Genomic DNA, 17466 nt, shown 5'->3' with positions numbered 1-17466 from the left:
GACCGGATGGCGAAACTACCGACACGCATCAGCGAGCTGCCGGCCGTCAAGCTCGCCTATCTCGCGAACCAGCTCCGCGCCAAGAAGGACCTCCTGGCCGCGGAGCCCATCGCCGTCGTCGGCATGTCCTGCCGCTTCCCTGGCGGAGGCGAGCTGCCGGAGACCTTCTGGCAATTCCTCCGCGAGGGAGGCGATGCGACCCGCGAGGTGCCTCCCGAGCGCTGGAACATCGACGAAATCTACGACCCCACGCCGGGCGCGAAGGGGAAGGTGTACACGCGCCGGGGCGCCTTCATCGAGCACGTCGACCTGTTCGAGCCCGCGTTCTTCGGCATCCCTCCGCGCGACGCGAAGGACATGGATCCGCAGCAGCGCATGCTGCTCGAGGAGTGCTGGCGCTCCCTGGAGCGCGCGGGCATCCCTCCCGCGGGGCTGACCGGGAGCCGCACCGGTGTCTTCGTGGGGCTGATGCACAACGACTACAACGTGCTCGGCATCACCGCGGGCGTGGAGATGCACTCCGCGTCCCTCAACTACCCGTCCATGGCGGCGGGGCGCATCGCCCACACGCTGGGCCTCCAGGGGCCGGCGCTCACCGTGGACACCGCCTGTTCATCCTCCGCGGTCGCCGTCCACCTGGCGTGCCAGAGCCTGCGCAACGACGAGAGCGACCTGGCCCTCGCGGGAGGCGTCAGCCTGAGCCTGTCCCCCATCACCATGATGTTCGAGTGCCAGAACCGGATGCTGGCGGTCGATGGTCGGTGCAAGACCTTCGATGCGTCGGCGGATGGCTTCTCGCGCGGGGAAGGGTGCGGCGTCGTCGTGCTCAAGCGCCTGTCGGACGCGCTGGCCCAGGGCAACCCCATCCTCGGCGTCATCCGGGGCTCGGCGCTCAACCACGATGGACGCAGCAGCGGCTTGATGGTGCCGAACGGGCGCGCGCAGGAGCGCGTCATCCGCATGGCGCTGGAGGGCTGCGGAGTGGAGCCCGAGCAGGTGGGCTACGTCGAGGCCCACGGCACGGGGACGTCGCTCGGCGACCCCATCGAGATGGAGGCGCTCCGCTCGGTCTTCGGCCGCGCGCCCGCGCGAGCCTCGCCGCTGTTCGTCGGCTCCGTGAAGACGAACATCGGACACCTGGAGGCCGCGGCCGGAATCGCGGGGCTCATCAAGGTGCTGCTGGCCTTGCGGCACGAGGCCATCCCCGCGCACCTCCACTTCTCGCGGCCGAACCCGAACATCCGCTGGGAGGACCTGCCGGTGGTCATCCCCACCGCGCTGCAGCCCTGGCCGCGAGGGGAACAGCGGCGGCTCGCGGGCCTGAGCAGCTTCGGCTTCAGCGGCACCAACGTGCACCTCGTGGTGGAGGAGGCCCCGCTGCTGCCTCGCCCTCCGGTGGTGCGTGAGCGCCCCGTCCACCTGCTGGCCCTGTCGGCCAAGACCGAGGCCGCGCTCGAGGCGCTGGTGGAGGTGCATGCGTCCACGCTGCCCGACGAGGGCGAAATGCTCGGAGACTGGTGCTACACGGCCAACGTCGGTCGCTCCCACTTCGAGCACCGTGCGGCGGTCTCGGGCGCGAACGCGGCCGAGCTCCGGGCGGGCCTGTCGCGTCTGGGCGCGGGGAGGACCCAGCCACATCGCGAGCCTCGACGGGGGACGGAGGGCCCGAGGCCGGTCTTCCTGTTCACGGGGCAGGGCTCGCTGCGTCCCGGGGTGGGGCGCGAGCTCGCGCAGACCTGGCCCGTGTTCCATGCGGCGGTGCAGCGGTGCTCGGAGGCGCTGAAGGGGCTGCTCGAACCCAGGCTCGAGGACATCCTGCATGGCGAGCAGTCCTCCTCCTTGCTCGCGGACACGCGCTACGCCCAGCCCGCGCTCGTGGCGCTCGAATACGCGCTCTGCGAGCTGTGGTCGTCGTGGGGCATCGTCCCAGGAGCGGTGGTCGGTCACAGCCTGGGCGAGTACGCGGCCGCCGTGGTCGCCGGAGTCCTGTCCATCGAGGACGCGCTGAAGCTGGTCGTCGCGCGCTCCCGGCTCATCCATGAGGCCCCGGGCGAGGGCGCGATGCTGGCCGTCAACGCCACGCAGGAGGTGCTTGCTCCGACGCTCGCGCCGGTCTCCCAGCTCATCTCGCTCGCGGCGGTCAACGGTCCCCAGGACCTGGTCATCTCCGGAGACCGCGCGGCGCTCTCCGAGGTCGCGGCGCGTCTGTCGCGTGAGGGCATCGGCTGCAGGCCGCTGTCCGTCACCCACGCCTTCCACTCGCCGCTCATGGAGCCGGTGGTGACGGCGTTCGAGGCGTGCTTCGACGGGGTGGCGCTCGCCGCGCCATGGCTCCCCTTCGTCTCCACGCTGGAGGGCGGGCTCGTCTCGGAGGCGCTGACCCGCCCCGCGTACTGGTGCCGCCACCTGCGCGAGCCCGTCCGCTTCGCCGACGCGCTGGAGACATTGCGTGAACAGAAGCACCGCACGTTCCTGGAGGTGGGGCCCACGCCGGTCCTCACCGGCCTCGGCCTGCGCAGCTACCCCCACGAGGAGGCGCTGAGCTGGCTTCCGAGCCTGCGTCCCTCCTCTGGCGAGACAGCGCAGCTGCTCACCGTCCTGGGCGCTCTCTACGAGCGGGGCTTCGAGGTGGACTGGAGCGCGTTCGATGCACCCTTCGAGCGGCGGTCCGTCACCCTCCCGACGTACCCCTTCCGTCGCGAGCGCTATTGGATCGACTCCCCGACGGGGGGCTCCATGGCGGAGCGGAGGACGGCTCGCGCCAGTTCCCCTCTGCTCGCGGGCGCACCGTTGTCACTCGCGGGGACGAAGGGGACGCGCTTCGCGGCGCGCCTGGGTATCCGGGAGCCCTCGTTCCTCGCCGAGCATCGGGTCTTCGGCGCGACGGTGCTGCCGGCCGCCTGCTACGTCGAGATGGCGCTGGGGGCCGCGCACTTCACGGCGTCGCCGGAGGCGTCGTTCGACGTGCTCTCGTTCGAGCTGGAGCGCCCGCTCGTGCTCGGCGAGGCCGAGGGCCGTGAGGTCCAGACGGTGCTGACGCCAGGGGAAGGGCGCACGCACTTCGAGATCTACAGTCAGGAGACGACGGGCGCCGAGGGCGACTGGGCCCGCCTCGCCCATGGTTATCTCGCGGAGCATCGCGAGTCCGCGCGACACGTCGAGCTGGAGGCCGGGCTGCTCGCGCGCTTCTCCCCGCCGCGACCGGTCGAGCCGTTCTACGCGCTGATGGCGCGCCATGGCATCGAGTACGGCCCGTCGTTCCGTGCCATCGATGCGCTGAGGTTCGGGAAGAACGCCTGCCTCGCCCATGTCCGGCTGCCCGACAACCAGGTCATCGGGATGGGCGAGTACCGGCTGCATCCGCTCATCCTCGACGCCTGCTTCCAGACCGTCGCGGCCCTGTTCATGGAGGAGGCCAGCGAGGCACGGGACCACCGCCAACGGATGCCGGTCGCCATCCAGCGCCTGCGCTGGTTCAAGAAGCCCGGGAGCAGCGCCTGGGTCCACGCACGCCACGACGAGCGAGCCTCCGCCTCCGATGAGCTCTTGAGCATCGACCTGCGCATCCTCGGGGAGACAGGGGAGGTCATCGCCGAGGTCGAGGGGCTGCTGCTGAAGCGCATCGACCGGCGAGCGCTCTCGACGTCCCTCTCCGGCTCCACGCGGGAGCTGCTCCTCGAGCTGGCGTGGCGCGAGCTGGATTTTCCTCCGACCCGGACACCGGCTTCCCTCCAGACCCAGCGTTGGTTGTTGCTCGCGGACTCGGGCGGCGTCGCGGAGGGCCTGAAGGCGCAGGTCCAGCGTCACGGTGGAACATGTGTCTGGGTGACGCCGGACGCGAGCGAGGAGCCGGGCCACGTCCATGTCGACCCGAGCGATCCAGACGGCTTCGTCCGACTCCTCCAGGCGCTGTCCGATGAGGGGGCCGCGCCGACGACGGTCGTCTGCCTCTGGGGGCTCGACGAGCGCCGGGCCGAAGCGCTCTCACCGGATTCCCTCATGGGGGCAACCGCACGGAGCGCGACGGGCGTCCTCCACCTCGTGCAGGCCATGGCGCGCGCGAGATGGGCCCAGCGGCCGGCGCTGTGGCTGGTGAGCCGAGGCGCCGTCGCGGCCGCACCAGGGGACACCGTGGATGGCCTCGCGCAGTCGATGCTCTGGGGACTGGGACGCGCGGCCGCCATCGAACATCCGGAGCTGGGGTGCCGGTTGGTGGACCTGGACGACGGCGAGGACGCCGCCTCGCGGTTGTTCGAGCGGATGACCCGCGTGACAGGGGAGAACCTGCTGGCGCTCCGAGGCGCTCGGCTCCTTGGCGCTCGGCTCACGCGGCCCGTCGCGCCGTCGAACACCCCCCGCCCGATGGGTGTGCACGCCGATGGCGCGTATCTCATCACCGGAGGCTTGGGCGCGCTCGGGCTCGCCACCGCCGCGTGGTTGGTGGAAGCCGGCGCCCGTCACCTGGTCCTGGTCGGCCGAGGCGCACCGACAGACGCGACGAAGCCGCGACTCGACGAGCTGGGCGCGCGCGGCTGTGAGGTCACGGTGGCGCGCGCGGATGTCTCGCGCCTGGACGACGTGCGGCGCGTCCTGGAGGACCTCGCCGGGAGAGGCACCCGGCTGCGAGGCATCTTCCACGCTGCGGGCGTGCTGGAGGACGGCGTGTTCCTGCGGCAGGACCGGGAGCGTCTGGAGCGTGTGCTCGCGCCCAAGGTGATGGGCGCGTGGAACCTGCATCACGCGACGGTTGGGCTGCCGCTCGACCTCTTCGTCCTGTACTCGTCCGCGGCGTCGCTCGTCGGCGTCGCCGGGCAGGCCAACTACATGGCCGCCAACACCTTCCTCGACGCGCTGGCGCACCACCGCCGCGCGAAGGCGCTGCCCGCGCTCAGCGTCAACTGGGGACAGTGGGCTGGCGAGGGAATGGCCCAGAAGGCGAGGGGACGCACGGCGACAGCGGATGTCACGGGCCTTCAGCCCCAGCGGGCGTTGCGTTTGCTCGAGGAGCTGCTGGGCCGGGAGGTCGCGCAGGTGGGGGTGCTGCCCTTCGACCCCTCCACGCAGGGGGCTTCGCTCTCCGAGGTCCACGGCCCCCTGTTCTCCGAGCTGGCGGCGCGTGAGAAGGCGCCCTCCGCCGGCACGGGCCGGATGGTGGAGCTGCTGGAGGAGTTCACGCGCTCGGATGGCGCGCGTCGGCGAGGGCTCCTGACGCACTACGTGCGGGGCCGGTTGGCGCCGTTGCTCGGGTTCCCGCCGGAGCACGAGGTGCTCCAGAAGAAGATCTCCCTCAACGAGATGGGGCTCGACTCGCTGCGCGCCGTCGAGCTGAAGAACCGCATGGGCCGCGAGCTGGGGGTGGACCTGCCCATGGCCCGCTTCATCGACGGCACCGGTGTCGCCGGAATCGTGGAGGCGCTGCACGAGCAGCTCGAGCTCAGCGAGCTGCTCGCGCGTGTCCCCGTCTCCGCCGCGCAGTCCGAGGTCGAGGAGCTGACGCTATGAGGATGGGTGAGCTGCTCGCCGAGCTGAATCGGCGGGGCCTCGAGGTCCGTGCCGAGGGCGAGCAATTGAAGCTCCGAGGCCCGAAGGGGGCCGCGGGCGAGGAGCTCCTGAAGGTGCTCGCCGAGCACAAGCAGGAGCTGCTGGCGCTGCTGAGAGAGCGCCAGCGGGTGGACGAGGAGCGCCCCATCACCCCCGTCGAGCGCACGGGGCCAGCCCCGCTGTCGTTCGGACAGCAGCGGCTGTGGTTCCTCGACCGGCTCGAACCCGGAGGCGCCAGCTACAACCTGGTGATGCCCATGCGGGTCGAGGGACATCTCGACGTGGGGATCCTGGAGCGCTGCTTCGTCGAGATCGTCCGCCGTCACGAAATCCTCCGCACGCGCTACGCCGAGCAGGAGGGCGTCCCGGTGCAGCTCGTCGACCCCGAGCCACGGCTCGAGTTCGAGGTGATGCAGGAGGCGGAGGTGTTCGCCCACGAGCCCTCGGGCACGGAGGCGTTCCTGCGCCGCGAAGGGGAGCGGCCCTTCGATTTGTCCGAGGGCCCGTTGATCCGCATCCTCGTGGTCGACCGGGGGCCCCAAGGCCAGTACGTCCAGGCCTGCCTGCATCACATCTCGGCGGATGTCTGGGCGCGCGGCCTCATCATCCGCGAGCTGACGGCCCTCTACGCGGCCTTCGTCCAGGGGCGGCCCTCTCCTCTGCCTCCCTTGCCGCTGCAGTACTCCGATTTCGCCATCTGGCAGCGGGGGCACCTGCGGGGCGAGGTCCGCCGCGAGCTGGTGGACGCCTGGAAGCGGCGACTGGCCGGGATGCCTCCGCTGCTGGAGCTCCCCACGGACCGCCCGCGTCCCCGGGTGCGGACCTATGCGGGAGGCGAGGTCCGCCTCGAGGTGGAGGCCCCGCTCACCGAGGCGCTGAAGACCCTGAGCCATGCGGCCAACGCCACACCCTTCATGGGCATGCTGGGCGCCTTCTTCGTCCTGCTGCACCGGTTCACCGGACAGGAGGACCTGGTCATTGGCGCGAACTCCATCAACCGGACCCGCACCGAGCTGGAGCCGCTGGTGGGCTTCTTCGTCGACAACCTGGTGATGCGAGTGGACCTGGGGGGCCGTCCGGACTTCTCCACCGTGGTGAAGCGCGTCCGGGAGGTGGTGCTCGACGCCTTCGCTCATCAGGACCTGCCCTTCGACCTGCTCGTCGAGGAGCTGAAGCCCCCGCGCAACCCCGGCTACAATCCCCTGTTCCAGACCGTGTTCTCGTGGACGCGGGCCATGGAAGGCACGCCGGCGCCGAGCGGGATGAACATCCTCCCGCTCGAGTTCGAGACCACCACCTCGCGCTTCGACCTGGACCTCTTCGTGGAGGACCACGGCGACCGGCTCACGGTGCGCTTCGTGTTCAACCGGGGCCTCTTCGACCAGGGCACCGTCCAGCACTACGCGGACTGCTTCCAGCAACTGCTGCGGGGGTTGCTCACCGAGCCCCAGCGCCCGGTGGGCGAGCTCCCGTTGCTGCCCGCGGACGCGCGCGAGCGCATCCTCCGGCAGTGGAACGACACGCGAGGGGAGGGCGCGGACGGGCCGTGCCTGCACGCGTTGTTCGAGGCCCGCGCGGCGCGGACGCCGGACGCCTGCGCGCTCGTCATGGGGGACTGGGAGCTGACCTATGGCGAGCTGGACCAGCGCGCGGACCGACTCGCGGCGGCGCTGCAGGCGCTGGGCGTGGGGCCCGAGACGCGGGTGGGCCTCTGCATGGAGCGCTCGCCCCGGCTCATCGTGAGCCTGCTGGCGGTGCTCAAGGCGGGCGGCGTGTTCCTCGCGCTCGACCCCGACGAGCCGCACGCGCGACTGCGGCGCATCCTCGACGACGCCCGTCCGCGGGTGCTGCTCACCTCCGGGACACACCCGGAGCTGGAGGCCGGCATGACGGTCCTCCACGTGGACGCGGCGGCGGAGCGGCTCCCGGACGCCACCGGTGTGTGCCTGCGCCGTGACGTCACCCCGGACCACCTGGCCTACGTCCTCTACACCTCCGGCTCCACGGGCCAGCCGAAGGGCACGGAGGTCACGCACCGGAGCATCGTCAACTATCTGAAGTGGAGCGTGCGGACGTACCGGCTCGACGAGGGCACGGGGAGCCCGGTGCTCGGGTCCATCAGCTTCGACGGCACGCTGACCAGCCTCTTCGCGCCGCTCATCTCGGGCCGAGCGCTGTTCCTGCTGCCACGGGGGCGGGAGCTGGACCTGCTGTCCTCCAGGGACTACCCCGAGCAGGGCTTCAGCTTCATCAAGCTGACGCCCTCGCACCTGCGCGCGTTCGACGGGCTGGGGCGGCTGCGCGAGGTGCTGGAGCGCACCCATGCGGTCGTCCTCGGTGGCGAGGGACTCCACGGTGGAGACCTGGAGACGTGGCGTGCCTTGCGCCTCCCCACGCGCGTCATCAACGAGTACGGCCCCACGGAGGCCGCCGTGGCGTGCTGCTTCCACGACGTGCCCGCGGACGGCGGCGCGCTCCCCGAGCGCATCCCCATCGGCAAGCCCATCTCGAACACCGCGCTGTATGTCCTGGACCGCTGGGGGCAGCCGGTGGCCGTCGGCGTGTCGGGGGAGCTGTACATCGGCGGCGTGGGGCTGGCCCGGGGATACCTGGGGCGCCCGGACCTGACAGCCGAGCGCTTCGTGCCCGACCCCTTCGAGGCGGGCGCGCGGCTGTATCGCACGGGAGATCTGGCCCGGTATCTGCCGGACGGCACGCTCGAGTTCCTGGGGCGGTTGGACGACCAGCTCAAGATTCGTGGTCACCGCGTCGAGTCCGGAGAGGTGGAGGCCGCCCTCGCGCGACACCCGAGGGTCACCCACGCCGCCGTGGTGTTGCAGCGCGCTCCGGGACAGGAGCCGCGCCTCGTCGCCTACGTCCAGCCCTCGGAGCCGCGACCGCCGGGTGAGGACCTGGAGCGCGTGCTGCGCGAGTTCCTCCAGGGAGAGCTCCCCGAGTACATGCGCCCGTCGGTCCTCCTCATCCTCGACGTGCTGCCGCTCACGCCCAGCGGCAAGGTCGACCGCAAGGCGCTTCCCAGCGCGGAGGCAGGGCCACGGACCCGGGGCCTCGCCGTGCGCGAATCCGGCGTGCTGACCGACACGGAGCGAAAGCTCCAGGCCCTCTTCCGCGAGCTGCTGGGGCTCGACGCCGTGGCTCCCGGCGACAGCTTCTTCGACCTGGGTGGGCACTCGCTGCTCGCCGTCACCCTCATCGCGCGCATCCGGAGCGTGCTGGACGTGGAGGTCCCCCTCAACGAACTCTTCGAGCGACCCACGGTGGAGGGACTCGCCCGGTGGGTCGACGCGCAGGCCGGAGTGCTCGCGCCGCGCCTGCCCGAGGGCGTGGTGGCGCTGAGGCCCCAGGGGAGCAACCCGCCGCTGTTCGTCGCGCCTCCCTCCGCGGGCAATCCCGCCGTCTATGTCTCGCTCACCCGCCACCTGAGTCCCGAGCAGCCCGTCTTCGGCTTCCAGATGCCGGGGCTGCTGGACGACAGCGCCCCCAGGGCCACCATCGAGGAGGCGGCGGCGCACTACGTGGACATCATGCGGCGGATGCAGCCTCGGGGGCCGTATCGCCTCGCGGGGTGGTCCTTCGGCGGCATCATCGTGTGCGAGATGGCGCGCCAGCTCGAGGCGCAGGGAGAGCAGGTCGCGCTGCTCGGCCTGATTGATGGCGCCTCGCTCGACCGCAAGGCCGCGCAGGACAGTCAGGACCTCCGGCAGGCGGTCTCCACGGGCTCGCAGCTGGTGAAGGTGCTGGCGCAGACGCCGCTGCCGCGGGACTACGAGAACCTCCGGCTCGTGGGCGAGTGGATGGGCATCAGCCTCCCGGAGACGCCCAAGGACCTCTGGCGCAAGGACTCGGGCGGGCAGCGCACGTACCTGCGCAGGTTCCTGAAGGACGTGTCGCGAACGGCGCGGAACATGTTGGTCACCCTGCGGGCGGAGCGCTCCTACACCTTCACCGCGTACGGGGGCCGCGCCACGCTCTTCCGGGCCGAGCCCCCGAGCCAGGGGCGGGATTCGCTGGTCGACAGCGTGCGCAGGTTCGCGCCCAATGGCTTGCAGGTCATCGTGGTCCCCGGCAATCACATGACACTCGTCATGGATGAGAAGAACGCCGCGGTGCTGGCCTCGCGACTCCAGCAATGCCTGGACGCGGCCCTGCCCGGAGTGCCCGGACAAGAACCTTCTCGGGCGCTCCTGCCCGCGAATGGGTGGAAGGCGCAGTTCTCGAAGGAGGTCGTGTGATGCCGCACCGGATCCTGTCAATGGATGGTTCCTCCATCAGTGGAGGGGAGGGCTACGTCACCACGGGCATGCTCGGAGCGCTCCGACAGACGCTCGACGCGGGAGGAGACCGACGGGCCCTGCTCAATCAGGTGGACCTCTTCGTGGGCACCTCCGCGGGCTCGTTCAACGCGGCCTTCTTCGCCAGCGCGGCGGACCCGGACAGCGCCTACGACAAGAGCCTCCAGTTCTGGGGCGAGGCCGTCGCCATGAACAGGAAGGGCGTCTCCCTGGGACGCACGCTGCTGGCCCTGACGGGCGCCAGCTCCTTCCTCGACTCGAACTACATGCGCGACTTCCTGGGCGGCTACTTCGGGATGACGACGCGGCTGGGCGATCTGAAGCGCAAGGTCGTCATCCCGAGCTTCCAGCTCGACGGACAGCGCAAGGGCGTGCGGACGTGGAAATCGAAGATCTTCCACAACACGGGCCCGGAGAACGACCCGGACATGAATGAGCTGCTCATCGACGTCCTGATGCGCAGCGGCTCGCCGCCGCTCTCCTATCCCATCTATCAGGGGCTCAAGGAGCGGGGCAGCGGCTACGTGGATGGCGGGCTGTACGCCAACAATCCCTCGCTCGTGGGGCTGGCCCAGGCCATCAACAACAGCTCCCGCAAGAACAAGCACGAGCAGGTGGACACGCTGGCGACCGAGCCGCCCAGCCTGGACTCCATCCTGGTGCTGTCCATGGGCAACGGCATCATGTCCTCCTTCCTCTCGCCCACCTTCCGGAGCGGCGAGTCCAACTGGGGCTTCGCCCGGTGGCTGTTGGACACCCGAGACCCGATGGTGCTGGTGAAGATGTTGCTGGAGGCGGGCTCGGACGCGGTGAACTACCAGTGCCGGATGATCCTCCGGAAGAAGTACTTCCGGCTGGACCCCATCGTGGAGCAGCGCATCTCCGCCTACGACGCGAAGCATGTGGAGGCGGCGCTCGTCCAACTGCTGAGTCAGCAGTCCACCATGGACCAGCTCCAGCGCACGCGGCACTGGCTCGAGAAGTCCGGCTGGCTGGGCGACTCGCGGCAGGACACGCAGCCCTCACAGGTGGGGACCTGATGGCTGAGACGACGCAAGTCCTCCTGGTCTCGGGGAGCGGCGGCGCGGGCCGGACGACGGTGGCGGCGGCGACGGGCCTTGCGGCCTCGCGTCGGGGCCAGCGCACGTTGGTCTTTTCCTTCGACTCCTCACGAGATCTGCGTGGGGCCTTCGGCCTGGTGGCGCCGGTGCTCCCGGATGCCCGGGGGCTGCCCGTTCGCGTCGATGACCGGCTGCAACTTCAGGAGCTCGACGTCACGTCGGAGCTGAAGCGCCGCTGGAGCGAGGGCCGCGGCGAGGTGGCCGCGCTGCTCGGTGGTGGCCTGGAGGGCGTGACCGCGGAGGAGGTGGCGCTCGCTCCGGGGGTGGAGGTGCTGCTGGCGCTCCTCCTGCTCGGCGAGCACAGCCGCGCGCGGACGTACGACCTCATCGTCATCGATGCGGGAGACGCGCCGCGCTTCGTCGGCGGCGCGGACGCCGTGGGCTGGTATGCGCGCAGGTCGAGGGCTCCGGAGCAGAGCGCTCGGCGGGCACGGCCGTCGCGCGTGGACCCGGATGTCCTCCACTCGGTCAGCGACAAGCTGACGGACGTGGGCGCGCTGCTGCGAGACCCCACGGTGACGCGCGTTCGGTGGGTGACGACGCATGACCACCGGACCGAGCAGGGCCTCCGGAGGGCCTGCTCGGCGTTCGGTCTGCAAGGTCTTGCCCTGGATGGAATCATCCTCAATCGCCTCGCGCTGGTGGGGGAGGATGCGGCCCTCGCACGGCACCCGGCGGTCGAGAACCTCCAGCACCTGGTCGGCTCCATCCCGGTGACAGGGATTGCGCTCCAGGGGCGGGACATCGTCGGGGAGGAGGCGCTCGAGGCCTTCGCGACGCTGCTGTACCGAGGCGAAGATCCGGCGCGGCTCGGGAGCACGCCTCCCAGCGTTGGCGTCGGCAAGCAGGCCGTGGATGTGTACAGGCTGGAGGTCCAGCTCCCCTTCGCGCGCAAGGAAGAGGTCTCGCTCTCCCGGCGCGAGGCGGAGCTCGTCATCCAGGTAGGTGCCCTCCGGCGCAATGTCCTGCTCCCCAGGATGGTCGCGCCACTCGCCACCGCCGGGGCGAGCCTGGAGGGCGACAGACTCGTCGTCGAGTTCAAGAAAGAGAGGGTTTGAACATGGTCTGGCAGAACAGACGTTTGCCGAAGGACTTCTTCCGGTTGGAGACGCAGCCCGAGGAAGGCGCCCGCGTCGCGGAGGTCGTCGATGCCGTGATTCCAGGAGGGAAGGGCTTCATCCAGCAGCTCTTCCGCGCGAAGAAGGACGTGCTGCAGGGGGTCTCCCACCTGCTCCAGGCGCAGATCCACGAGCTGGAGCACATCGACTCGGCCATCCGGGGCGAGTACCGGCCGGGCGTCGCCGGTGCGGCGGCCTCGTGCGCGGAGTCGCCGCTCAGCCCGCGCATGATGACCATCAAGCAGATGATGGAGGAGGCCAGCGCGAAGCTCCGCGGAGAGCGGGTCGCTCACGCCCATGGGCCCGACGCCGCGTGTCCTCCGGCTCACACCACCCATGGCACGGTGGAGCGCCCCAGGAGCACGGAAGGTGAGCCGGGCAGCCGTCCCGGCACCACGGGTCCGGAGAAGATTTCGCTCACCTGAGTCCACGTCGTCCGCGTCGTGCATCCACGGTCTTCCTCGCCACGTCGGTGGGCGCTGTCCCACCACGGGCGAGGTGTCGTCGAGGAGGCGGTCTCATGGAACAAGAGGGACAGGGACGTATCCTCGCGGAGCGACTCGCCGCGCTTTCACCCGAGCGCAGGGCGCTGCTGGAGCTGGCGCTGAAGCGGGCCCCGGCACCTCGTGCGGTGGGTCCGCGTCCTGGCCTGGACGTGTTGCTCCAGGAGGGGACGGAGGACTTCGCGACGTTGGCGCCGTTCCCGGAGGTCGCCGCGGAGTTCTCCTGGGTGCTCGCGGCGCGAGGGACGCGGACGTACGAGCAGGCCCGGCTCCTGGAGGACGCGCACCGCGAGCTGCGCGGGGTGCTGTTCCGGTCGGTGGACCTCACCGCGTGCGAGCGGGTCCTCGGCTTCGGCGGCGGTGAAGGCCGCGAGTGGGTGTCGCTGGCCCGACGGCCCGGGACGTTCCGCATCTTCGGCCATGCATCCTCGTCCCGAGAGGTGGAGGCGGCCCGCGAGCGCGTGCGTGCCCAGGCGCTGGAGGGCCGCATCGAGGTCGTGACGGGCGGGCTCGACTCCGACGCGCTGGAGCCGGGCTTCGATGTCGCCTTCGGACTGGAGGCCCTCGGCCCTCCGGAGGACCGGCGGGCTCTCTTCGCGGCCCTGGGGAAGAAGGTCCGCGAAGGGGGGCGACTGGTCCTCGGGGACGTGTTCCTGAAGACGGGCCTGGCGCCGCCGCACGTCGAGCGACTGTCGCTGCCGCTCATCGAGGAGCTGGCCGTCTGGCTCACCACGAATGGCTTCCTCGTCGTGGACTGCGTGGACGCGGCCCGGGAGATGGGGAACTTCCTCCACGAGCCCCAGCTGGACGCGCGGCTGTCGCAGCTGGGCTGGGGGGGCGAGGATGCGCGTGCGCAGGTGGCCCGCGCGTACGAGGTGATGGGCGGTCTGCTCCGTGGCGGCGCGGCCGCCTATCTGCTGCTGACCGCCGAGCGGCGCGGTGGGATGGAGTCAGGGCAGCTGGAGGCGCTGAACCGCGAGAGGCTGACGGCGGCGACTCCCTACGCCGAGCTGCCACACACGTGGGTGTATGCGCCCACGTGGCGTCCCGTCGCCAGCCCTCCGCCCGCGGAGGAAGCCACCCCGTCGCCCGGGCACTGCCTGGTCTTCGCGGACAAGGGAGGCCTGGGCGAGGCGCTCTCGCGGCGCGTGAGCGAGGCGGGGGGACGCTGCACCTTCGTCCACCGCGGCGAGGTGTTCCGACAGCGCGAGGACGGCGGTTACGAAGTGCCCCCGCGGAACCCGGAGTCCTTCCTCCGGTTGATGGAGGCGTTGTCCGCCGCCGGGCTCGTGCCTTCCCAGGTCGTCTACCTGTGGAGCCTCGAGGTGCCGGAGCCGGAGGGGCTGACCGTCGCGCGGCTCCAGGACGAGACGCTCGATGCGTGCGGCGGCCTGCTGTACCTCGCCCAGGCCCTGCTCACGGCGGGCGCGAGCCACCCGGCCTCGCCTTCACTCTGGATGGCCACGCGGGGCGCCCAGCGCGCCGACGACACGGGCGGGCTCCCGGGCCTGCTGGGGGCTCCACTCTGGGGCTTGGGGAAGGCGATTGCCTATGAGCACCCGGAGCTCGACTGCCGCCGGGTCGACCTGGATCCGCGGCGCGACCTCGAGGACGGAGCGCAGGCGCTGTGGACGGAGCTGTGCTCCCGCGACGACGAGGACCAGGTCCTGTTGCGCGAGGGGCGTCGGCACGTGCTGCGGCTGGCCCGGCATCGGCGGTGGGACTGGGAGGGCGCGGGACGCCTCCAGTTCAGGGCGGACGCCACCTACCTGGTGACGGGAGGGCTGGGCGGACTGGGCCTCCAGGTGGCGCGGTGGATGGTGGAGCGCGGGGCGCGCAACCTGGTGCTCCTGGGGCACAAGCGGGCGAGCGACGTGTCCGCCGAGGAGGTGAAGGAGATGCGGGCCCGGGGCGCGGCCATCATCTCGCTCGCGGGTGTGTCGGTGGACTCGGACCTCGACTTCGTGATGGCGGGCATCTCGAAGCGCATGCCGCCGCTGCGAGGCATCATCCACGCGGCGACGGAGGTGGACGACGGCATCCTCGTGCACCAGACGCGCGAGCGCCTGGGCCGGGTGTTCGCGGCCAAGGTCGCCGGTGCGTGGAACCTGCACCGGTGGCTCGCGGGCACGCCGCTCGACTTCTTCTTCTCGCTGTCCTCGTCCACGTCGTTGATGGGCGCCTCGGGGCAGGGCAACCACCTGGCGGCGACAGCCTTCCTGGACGGGCTCGCCGAGTACCGACGCTCCCAGGGCCTGCCAGGGCAGAGCTCGAGCTGGGGCGCCTGGACTCAGCCCGGCGACGAGGCCCAGGCGGCGCTGGACGCGCGCATGCGCAAGCGCGGCGTGGGCCTGGTGCCTGCGAGGCAGGCGTTCGCCATCCTGGAGCAGGTCTTTGGTCCGATGCCGGCGGTGGTGGGGGTGATGCCCATCCACTGGCCCACGTTCCTCGGCGGCCTTCCGGGGGACGGGCCTCCGCCGTTGTTCGCGGACTTCGGTGGGGATGCTGGCGCGGGTCACGCGGGCGCGGAGCTCAGACGCGAGCTGCTGCGCCGCGTGCGCCAGGGCTCCGCGGAGGACGGGCGGAGCGCGGTGCTCGAGTGGTTCCGCGCGCGGGTGGCGAAGGTGCTGGAGCTGGGCGTCACCCAGCTCCCGGAGCCGGAGCAGTCGCTGCATGAGCTGGGGCTCGACTCCCTGATGGGCGTGGAGCTCAAGAAGCTGCTGCACGCGGAGCTGCGGGTGGAGTTCCCCCTCCAGGAGCTGTTGGGGGGCAAGAGCATCGGTGAGCTGTCGGGTTCTCTCTACGAAGCCCTGCGTTGAGATTCGCAAAGGAGTGGAACGTGTCTGGTGATTCCGTTCAGGTCCGCTTCGTCGTTGCTCCCTTCCTCCCCGAACATCAGCCCGCGCTGGGCGTGAGCACGCTGATAGGGGTGCTCGGCAGGAGCGGCATCCAGGCGGATGTCCGCTACCTCAACGTCCAGTTCATGCGGCAGATCGGCTGGGAGCTCTACTACTACCTCTCCTACGCCACGCCCCCGGAGATCCTCGCGGGGGAGATGGCCTTCCTGCCGGCCTCGCCGGACCTGCTGCTGGGGGAGATGGTCTTCGCTCCGGCGCTGTGGGGCGACGCGGCCTCGAACTGGGAGGAGTACGCGGACCGCCTGACGCCGCTGCTGGAGGTGAAGCAGCACACGGAGGGCGCCACCTCGGGCGGCGCGCGGCGTGAGCAGGCGCTGCACTGGGGACGTGCCCGCGAGCTCATCCGCGCCCTGCGCGAGGACAGCCCGCGCATCGTCAGGCAGTGGGCGCAGGACATCCTCGTGGACAATCCGCGCGTCATCGGCTTCACCTCGACGTTCCAGCAGAGCGTCGCCTCGCTCGCGCTGGCGAAGGAGCTGCGCCGGCTGCGCCCGCGCGAGGAGCTGACGCTCATCATGGGCGGCGCCAACTGCGAGGCCGACATGGGCAAGGCGCTCTCGGACAACTTCCCCTTCATGGACCACGTGGTCTCCGGAGAGGGCGAGGGCGTCATCGTCGACCTGGTCAAGGGCGTGTTGGATCGCCGAGGCGGCCGCCCCCAGCCTCGCTACGTGGCCGCGCCGCCGTTCGAGGCCATGGACACGCTGCCGATTCCGGACTTCGACCACTACTTCGAGGCCATCAAGGACATGCCGATGGCCAAGCGCGCCAACCTGACGGCGGAGTCGTCACGTGGCTGCTGGTGGGGGGCGAAGTCGCACTGCACCTTCTGCGGCCTCAACGGCTCCGGCATGGCGTACCGGAGCAAGGACCCGGGTCGCTTCGTCCAGGAGCTGCGCACGCTGGCGGGTCGCTACGGCTTCAACTTCTTCATGATGGCCGACAACATCCTGGACCTGAAATACATCAAGTCGGTGTTCCCCGCGCTCATCGAGCAGGGGGACGAAATCACCATGTTCTATGAGACGAAGAGCAACCTCCGGAAGGAGCAGCTCGAGCTCATGGTCGCCGGGGGGGTCACCGAGCTGCAGCCGGGCATCGAGAGCCTCAGCACGCCCATCCTGGAGCTGATGGACAAGGGCACCACGCGCCTGCAGAACATCCAGCTCATCAAGTGGTGCGAGGAGTTCGACATCAACGTGAACTGGAACATCCTCTTCGGCTTCCCGGGTGAGGCGCCCGAGGAGTACGCGGAGATGGCCCGGCTGATGCCCTCGCTCGTCCACCTGCCCCCGCCTGGAGGATGCGGGCGCATCCGCATGGACCGGTTCGCGCCGTATTGGAAGACGCCGGAGAAGTACAACCTCAAGAACGTCCGCCAGAAGTGGGCGTATGACTATGTCTACGCCGCGCTGCCCGCCGAGGAGCGCCGGCGCATCGCGTACTACTTCGACTACGACCTCGAGGGCGACATCGACCCGACGGTCTATCTCCAGGACACGCTGAAGCGGACCGAGGAGTGGCGCGACGGGTACAGCCGGGGCGTGACGCTCGAGCTGAAGACGCGCGATGGCGCGACGTACGTGCTGGACACGCGGGACGGGGCGTCGCGGGAGACGGAGGTGACGGTGGACGGCATCCGGCTGTTGAAGGCCATGGACTCCATCCAGAGCGCTCGTGTCGGGCTCGAGAAGGTGAACGAGTCGCGCGAGGGAGGCCCGATGCCGGCGGCGGACTTCGACGCGATGCTCGCGCGGTTCCTGGAGTGGGGTTGGGTCATCCGCGAGGGCGCGAAGCACCTGAGCCTCGTGCTGGACCGCACGGAGCGCCAGCGCATCATCGACCTGAAGATGGCCGCGCAGTTGGGCACGATCGACTGGGCCCGTCTTGGGGCCAGGCCGGCGGTGAGCCCCGGCCCCGCGCAGCTCGTCGCCTCTTCGACCTAGGCCCAC

General features: G+C 70.6%; 7 protein-coding genes. All 7 read left to right on the top strand.

Translation table 11 applies throughout. The features are described from left to right. The first annotated feature begins 6 nt into the window (after positions 1-6). The 7 genes from AC6JA9_RS23580 (at position 7) to AC6JA9_RS23550 (ending at position 17460) form a co-directional block, all read left to right on the top strand. Positions 7-5502, top strand: coding sequence for a type I polyketide synthase (locus AC6JA9_RS23580; protein WP_497957866.1), 5496 nt, complete (start codon positions 7-9; stop codon positions 5500-5502). Continuing rightward, entirely contained in the window at positions 5499-9794 is a 4296-nt protein-coding gene (locus AC6JA9_RS23575; RefSeq protein ID WP_497957865.1) for a non-ribosomal peptide synthetase, read from the top strand. The genes AC6JA9_RS23580 and AC6JA9_RS23575 overlap by 4 nt, the downstream gene beginning before the upstream one ends. Continuing rightward, on the top strand, positions 9794-10894 hold the full coding sequence (locus AC6JA9_RS23570; RefSeq protein ID WP_223747404.1) for a patatin-like phospholipase family protein: 1101 nt from the start codon (positions 9794-9796) through the stop codon (positions 10892-10894). The genes AC6JA9_RS23575 and AC6JA9_RS23570 overlap by 1 nt, the downstream gene beginning before the upstream one ends. After that, positions 10894-12033, top strand: coding sequence for an ArsA family ATPase (locus AC6JA9_RS23565; RefSeq protein WP_497957864.1), 1140 nt, complete (start codon positions 10894-10896; stop codon positions 12031-12033). Before AC6JA9_RS23570 ends, AC6JA9_RS23565 begins: the two co-directional genes overlap by 1 nt. A 2-nt stretch (positions 12034-12035) precedes the next feature. Next, positions 12036-12518 carry a hypothetical protein gene (locus AC6JA9_RS23560; protein WP_497957863.1) on the top strand — a complete coding sequence of 161 codons (483 nt, stop codon included), beginning with the start codon at positions 12036-12038 and terminating at the stop codon, positions 12516-12518. Positions 12519-12613: 95 nt separating this feature from the next. Next, complete coding sequence (locus tag AC6JA9_RS23555) at positions 12614-15415, top strand: SDR family NAD(P)-dependent oxidoreductase (RefSeq protein WP_497957862.1); 2802 nt, start codon at positions 12614-12616, stop codon at positions 15413-15415. A 20-nt stretch (positions 15416-15435) separates the two neighbouring features. Next, positions 15436-17460 carry a RiPP maturation radical SAM C-methyltransferase gene (locus tag AC6JA9_RS23550; protein WP_223747407.1) on the top strand — a complete coding sequence of 675 codons (2025 nt, stop codon included), beginning with the start codon at positions 15436-15438 and terminating at the stop codon, positions 17458-17460. Positions 17461-17466: the final 6 nt, after the last annotated feature.

It is taken from the genome of Myxococcus sp. MH1, assembly GCF_059738865.1.
This window is presented reverse-complemented; position numbering and strand designations above follow the sequence as displayed.